This window comes from Pseudomonas sp. HMWF021 (assembly GCF_003061005.1).
In the GTDB taxonomy this organism is placed as follows: Bacteria; Pseudomonadota; Gammaproteobacteria; order Pseudomonadales; family Pseudomonadaceae; genus Aquipseudomonas.
In genome coordinates this window covers 42179-48863 of the sequence record NZ_QAIK01000119.1, presented here as the reverse complement: position 1 = coordinate 48863, position 6685 = coordinate 42179, and the positions used below count along the sequence as shown (strand labels likewise).

Here is a 6685-nt window from a genome sequence, read left to right as displayed (position 1 = left end):
CCTCTACTACGGTTTCGAAGCCTGCGGCGACGTCGCCGAAGAAACCCCGAACCCGAGCGCGAAAATCCCGGTGGCGATGCGCATGACCATCTACATCGGCGGCATCGCGGCGATGTTCGCCTGCCTGGCGCTGATCCTTGCCGTGCCGGACATGCAAGCGGTGATCAACGGCACCGACAAGGACCCGGTCACCACCATCCTCAACAACGCCTTCGGCCCGATCGGCTCGAAAGTGGTGATGGGCGTGGTGATGATTTCCTTCATCTCCTGCGTCATCAGCCTGCAGGCTGCGGCGAGCCGTCTGCTGTACTCCTACGCTCGCGATGAGATGCTCATCGGCAGCCGACTGCTGAAAAAGATTTCTCCTACCACCCAAGTGCCGGTTGCCGCGCTGTTCGTGTCCGGCGTCCTGCCGGCCCTGATCATCGCCCTCGGCTTCTTCCTGCAGGACGCCGTGGCGACCATCGTCAGCTTCGCCGCCATCGGCATCTACCTCGCGTTCCAGATGATCGTGCTGGCCGCATTGTATGCACGCAGCAAAGGCTGGAAACCCAGCGGCAAATTCACCCTCGGTGCCTGGGGCTGGCCGGTGAACATCGGCGCGCTGGTGTACGGCGTCGGCGCAATCATCAACATGGCCTGGCCACGCACACCGGATGCGGCGTGGTACGTGAACTATGCGATGGTGTTGAGCACGGTGATCGTGATTGGGCTGGGCTTGGTTTACATGTGGATCGGCAGGCCGTATGACCATGGGAAGGCGCCGGCTGGGGATGCTTGGAAGGTGAGTCGATAAATATCAGCACCCTGCCCGCAGGGACGCGGACAGGGTGCAGGGTGCAGGGTGCTAGATCAGTTGAGGCCTGGATAAGGTCTCGAACTCATCCATCAGCAAATGGATTTCCGTACTGGGATTGGGCTCACCACTGACGGCGACGTCCTCAAGCACTTTCGGCGCAAGCGTTCTGGCCCGCTGGAACGGCTCACCCAGCAATTGAGTGAAATAACTGAAGTCTCTACCCTTCTCATAGCCCGCCATGTCGGGTTTCGTCCTCAAGCACTTGCTCACCAGGTCACCTGGGGAGTTTTTCCCCACGGCCCGGAATGGCTTGCGACTGAAACCAAAGTGCAAAAGAAGCCAGAACTCGAAACACGGATACGATGCGATAACGTAGATTTTTGGATGCGATCTGGCTGTATTCAACGCGCGCTCGAAACACAGATGTGTATCGCGATCCACCACACAAAATACCTTGTCAAAGCGTTTCTGCCGCATCACCGCCCGCTCCACGATACCGCTCGGGTGCGTCACGCCGCAATGGACGATCTCAACCTGAGCCCGGGCCCGAAAGTGAAACGCGGCCTCCTCCAGATAACGCTTTCCCGACTTACTGTCCTCGCAGAGCACCAGCACTTTGGGCTGTGGTTTGAAGCGTGACGCTTTTCGATCAAACGACTTGCTCGAACTCACCATGGTCAGCCCTGCCTGATCAGTGGCAGCCCGCGATAGCGTCCCTCGAAGTAACGCTTCTCGACGTCCTCACTCTCCCGGCCTTCAAAGTCGTGCACGGAAAACAGACTTGTCGCGCCATATGCATCACGCTCCGAAATCCAGAACTGATCACGCCGCAGAATCTTTTCATTCATCAAGTGCGTGTCGTGAGTGGTGAAAATCAACTGAGTATTCAGCCCGCTGTCCAGATGCTTGCCAATCAGGACCCCGACGATTTCAGGATGCAGACTGCTGTTCAATTCATCGACACAGAGAACGCCGCTGCCGCCAGCCTGATTCATCATGAACCACGGCAACCAGAAGCCGATCAGGTTCTTGGTGCCGCACGATTCTTCGGCAAAATCGAACTCCGCCTCGCCTGAGATACTGGCATGCGTCAGGGTCAATTTGTCTCCCTGCGCAGCGGCAATAAACTCTTTCAGCGTCATCTTTCGATTGTCTGGAGGCGCAGTGGAATGTTCCGAACTGAGCTGGATCGCCGATACCGGAATATCCAGAGCGCAGAGAAAATCACGTAGATCGCTGGTATGACTTTCAACCATCTGCAGAAAACGAATCGACGCTGTAGAGAGGCCCTGCATATTGCTCTGCTCGACTACCAGCAAACCTCTTTGAAACCAGCAAAATGGTGCGCGCAACTGAGTCAGCTCTTCGCTGCTGTGGGTAACGGCTTGTGCAATAAACAGCATCCTGGGACTGGTCAAACGCCGCCACGCACAATGCACGTTCTTACCGCCTTCAAGGGCTTTCCCAAAGGTGTAATGCTCACCGAGGGAATCAACTTGACGGTTATACAGCAAGGTTTCCTTTCCTTTTGGATAACAGAGCAATTGTTCATGGACAATGCGCTGCGCTGTCAACGCGAGCACAAATCGATAACGCAACCCGCTTTGAACAAAGTCGTATTCAAAAACGCTGGGCGCTTCTCTTAGCGTCTCGTCAAAGCGAAAGGATGTAACCGGTAGTACGTCGCCATGGACGCCTGCGGGTGTCGCCAGCAATCTGCCGACGATGCCCATTGCGCGAATGAGCGACGATTTGCCAGAAGCGTTGGGTCCGTAAATGGCGGCGACCTTAAGCAGGTCCGGGAGTTTTTCAGTGCTCGTGCCGGCGCTGAAGACGTTTCGCGCCTTGCTCAGGCGAGGGCTCGCGACCATGGACAGTGTTTGCCTGTCCCGGAACGAGCGGTAATTGGAAACGGAAAATTCGATCAGCATGGAGAAGACCTGCAGTTCGTTGCATGAATCTCCATAAATAAATGAAAAAATTCGCCCCAGACGCAGCCAGGCTGCAAGCAATGCAAAAACAGGCATTTCCTACAGACACAGCCTTCCCCAAAAACCCCAATTTCCTACGCTGCACGTCCACAGAGTAGACTTGTCGCCGCAAGCGCCTGACCGATAGGCTTTATCCCGTCGCTGCCAAATCAGCGACCCGGGGTCGAAGCCGGAAACTGTCAACGCGGTGCTTGCATGCCCTCCATTGAACTGTGGCTGTCGTAGCTTCAGTTTTGCTTTATGGCGGGCCGTGTGGCGCGGGCCTTCTGGCTTTTCCGTGTTTGACTGGAAGTATCCCGACTTCGAACGCCATACGGTTCGCCACCCAACTTGTCGAAGAGTTGATGGCGACTTTCCTGCTCAAATCGGAAGCCACTACATGTCTGCACAAATCCAAAACTCATCGTCGACCCACTTCACCCCCACCGTCTTCACCCGCCACAACCGCTTCCTCCACGCCTTCATGCAAGACCACGAAGCCTGGTTCTGCGTTCAGGATCTCGGTCGCCTGATAGGCTATCCGCTAAACGAACGCCTCACGCTGAAACTCGATCCCGATCAGCGTCGCAACGTCCTCCTGCGTAAGGACGGCGACATCGTCGATTGCGCAGTGGTCAGCGAGTCAGGCCTGTTCGCCCAGCTCGTCCATCACTTCATCCCGGAAAACCGCAACCTGCGCCAATGGTTGAGCCATGAGGTCATTCCAATGCTGCGCGAAATTCAATCAGGCCCAGTAGAAAACCACCCGAGCCTGAGTTCAATGCATTGGGCAGGCGTTACCGTGCCGTTGCTGCACTGGCAACAGCAGGCGTGGGTCAAATGGCGGGATGTGCCTGAATTGATGCACGGCCAGCGGCCGTATCCGGTATTGGGAACTTGCCGCTAACAAGTCCATTCAACAAAAATCCTGTGGCGAGGGAGCTTGCTCCCGCTGGGTCGCACAGCGGCCCCTCTACAAAAAGCGAGGGACTGCTGCGCAGTCCAGCGGGACGGTGCGACGATTCGACAAGCTCCCTCGCCACAGTCTTACGCGCCGTTAAAACCGCGAAACACTCCTCATCGCATCCACCAGATACCGCATCGCAATCCGGTCGCTCTCCGACAACTCGCGATAACGCTCCACCAGCTTCAGCTCTTCAGAACTCAAACGACGCCTGCGGCGTCCGCTGCTCAAGCAGGGAAAGATGCCGAGCATTTCGGTGATGTCTTGTACTTTTGCCATTGGACGATGTCCTTCTCGAATACTTCAAAGAATTGCCTGATCACCACATCGCCCTGCCCCTTACAGCAGCGCCTGTGTCCTGCCGGTCGCGCCGGCCATGTCCATAGAATAGGGAGTTACGCGGCTCTGAAAAGCGGTAATTAGAGTAATTAGTCGAGAAAAGCAGATATGCCCTCTAAATCAGAAAGTGCCGTCGGAAATTTAACCGACATGTCTTGTTTCATTGACACTCTGTCGTTGTGTATCAACGAATTTTGCAATGCGAGCGAACCGTTTAAGCTAGCGGGCATCTGTTAATAGTCCGTTGCGTTTGGCCGAAGGCTTGTCCGAACCGTTATTTCTGATCCAGCACGTGCCAGGCAAGGCGCGGGATTGCTCACGACAGGTTGTATTTATGCACCGCAGGAATTTGCTCAAAGCGTCGATGGCCATTGCGGCTTACACCGGTCTCTCGGCTTCCGGCCTGCTGGCCGCCCGGGCCTGGGCGGCCAATGGTGGCGCCGCTGATGGTGAGGCACAGGCCTTCGATTTCGAAGCGCTCAAGCGCCAGGCCAAGCAACTGGCCGGCTCGGCCTATCAGGACACCAAACAGGTCCTGCCGCCAACGCTGGCGACCATGACCCCGCAGAACTTCAACGCGATCCGCTACGACGGCGATCATTCGCTGTGGAAGGAAAACAAGGGTCAGCTGGACGTGCAGTTCTTCCACGTCGGCATGGGTTTCCGTCAGCCTGTGCGCATGTACAGCGTCGATCCCAAGACCCGGACCGCTCGCGAAGTCCACTTCCGCCCGACGCTGTTCAACTACGAGAACACCTCGGTCGATACCCAGCAGCTCAAGGGCGATCTGGGTTTTGCCGGATTCAAGCTGTTCAAGGCGCCGGAGCTGGATCGCCATGACGTGGTGTCGTTCCTCGGCGCCAGCTATTTCCGCGCGGTGGATGCCACTGGCCAATATGGCCTCTCGGCTCGCGGTCTGGCCGTCGACACCTACGCGAAGAAGCGCGAAGAATTTCCTGACTTCACCAAGTTCTGGTTCGAGACGCCGGAGCAGAACGCCACCCGCTTCGTGGTCTACGCCCTGCTCGACTCGCCGAGCGCCACCGGTGCCTACCGCTTCGACATCGATTGCCAGGCCGAGCGCGTAGTGATGGAGATAGACGCCCACGTCAACGCGCGGACTGCCATCGAGCAACTGGGCATCGCGCCGATGACCAGCATGTTCAGCTGTGGCACCCACGAACGGCGCATGTGCGACACCATCCACCCGCAAATCCACGACTCCGATCGCCTGGCGATGTGGCGTGGCAACGGCGAGTGGATCTGCCGCCCGCTGAACAACCCGGCGACCCTGCAGTTCAACGCGTTCGCCGACACCGATCCGAAAGGCTTCGGACTGGTGCAGACCGATCACGAATTCGCCAACTATCAGGACACCGTTGACTGGTACAGCAAGCGCCCGAGCCTGTGGGTCGAACCGACCACGGCGTGGGGCGAAGGCTCTATCGATCTGCTGGAAATTCCTACCACCGGCGAGACTCTCGACAACATCGTCGCGTTCTGGACGCCGAAGAAACCGGTGGCCGCTGGCGACTCGCTGAACTACGGCTACAAGCTCTACTGGAGCGCCCTGCCGCCAGTCGGCACGCCGCTGGCGCGGGTACACGCGACCCGTTCGGGCATGGGTGGTTTCGTCGAAGGCTGGGCACCAGGCGAACATTACCCGCCGGTCTGGGCGCGACGTTTTGCCGTGGATTTCACCGGTGGCGGCCTGGATCGCCTGCCGCAGGGCACCGGGATCGAACCGGTGGTCACCTGCTCCAACGGCAAGGTGCAGGACTTCAGCGTGCTGGTGCTGGATGACATCAAGGGCTACCGGATACTGTTCGACTGGTACCCGACCAATGACAGTGTCGATCCGGTGGAACTGCGCCTGTTCATCCGCACCAATGACCGCACGTTGAGCGAGACCTGGTTGTACCAGTACTTCCCGCCGGCGCCGGACAAGCGCAAGTATCCTTGATGATGTGAGGCGCCTGCATGGGCCTCTACATTGTTTTTTTGAGCAAAACGAATCCCTGTAGGAGCTGCCGAAGGCTGCGATCTTTTGATCTTGTTCATGCCCCGTCAAAGTCAAAAGATCGCAGCCTTCGGCAGCTCCTACAGGGAATGTTGTCAGCCGAGAGGACAGTGCAAATGGATATCGCAGGGTTCCAGGACAAACAGCTCAGGGTCCGGTTGATCAACCAACCGACACCCCTGTCGCTGATAAAACTCCACGGTATTACGTGATTCGGTGGCTGAGACATACAACGCCTGAGCACCGAACCGCCGCCCCTGCTCACAGGCCAGCGCAAACAACTTCGCCCCCAGCCCCTGCCCACGGTAGTCACGGCTGATGTGCAGGAATTTCAACTGGCGCATGCTCAGCCCCTGATTGTGAATAACCCGGTTATCCACAACCACCGCCGCCACCAGCGCTGGCCCCTTAAACACTCCGTACAGCCAACCGCCATCGCGCAAGCACTTGTGCAGCGTCCGCGCATTGTCTTCAGCTTCGCCTTCGGGCCATCCGCGCATGTCGAAATGCGCCGGATACAGAATCAGCTCACCGTTTTCCAGCCGATAACATTCCTCCACCAGCTCGCCGCGATCGATCTGCGCCAGCAGCGG

At 57.7% G+C, this 6685-nt stretch carries 7 protein-coding genes; 3 read left to right on the top strand and 4 right to left on the bottom strand.

Translation table 11 applies throughout. The annotated features are described in order from the left end of the window. Positions 1 to 796: amino acid permease (locus DBR18_RS29300; RefSeq protein ID WP_256588739.1), on the top strand; the 796-nt coding region annotated here is incomplete at its 5' end. Positions 797 to 847: 51 nt separating this feature from the next. On the opposite strand, the gene DBR18_RS16065 is transcribed toward DBR18_RS29300, so the two are convergent. Both DBR18_RS16065 and DBR18_RS16060 read right to left on the bottom strand, forming a co-directional pair. After that, positions 848 to 1474, bottom strand: a complete 627-nt coding sequence (locus tag DBR18_RS16065) for an RloB family protein (RefSeq protein ID WP_108591053.1) — start codon at positions 1472 to 1474, stop codon at positions 848 to 850. Positions 1475 to 1476: 2 nt separating this feature from the next. Further along, a complete protein-coding gene (locus DBR18_RS16060; RefSeq protein WP_108591052.1) occupies positions 1477 to 2730 on the bottom strand; it encodes an ATP/GTP-binding protein in 1254 nt (417 codons plus the stop codon). Positions 2731 to 3169: 439 nt separating this feature from the next. Here DBR18_RS16060 and DBR18_RS16055 point away from each other — a divergent pair, with 439 nt between their 5' ends. Then, entirely contained in the window at positions 3170 to 3676 is a 507-nt protein-coding gene (locus DBR18_RS16055; RefSeq protein ID WP_108591051.1) for a Bro-N domain-containing protein, read from the top strand. A gap of 150 nt (positions 3677 to 3826) precedes the next feature. On the opposite strand, the gene DBR18_RS16050 is transcribed toward DBR18_RS16055, so the two are convergent. Further along, positions 3827 to 4012, bottom strand: coding sequence for a hypothetical protein (locus DBR18_RS16050; protein WP_108591050.1), 186 nt, complete (start codon positions 4010 to 4012; stop codon positions 3827 to 3829). Between the two features lie 394 nt (positions 4013 to 4406). On the opposite strand from DBR18_RS16050, the gene DBR18_RS16045 reads away from it, so the two are divergent. After that, positions 4407 to 6035, top strand: a complete 1629-nt coding sequence (locus DBR18_RS16045; protein WP_108591049.1) for a glucan biosynthesis protein D — start codon at positions 4407 to 4409, stop codon at positions 6033 to 6035. 152 nt (positions 6036 to 6187) lie between these two features. On the opposite strand, the gene DBR18_RS16040 is transcribed toward DBR18_RS16045, so the two are convergent. Next, positions 6188 to 6685, bottom strand: a 498-nt coding sequence (locus DBR18_RS16040; protein WP_256588737.1) for a GNAT family N-acetyltransferase, incomplete at its 5' end; no start/stop codon positions are given.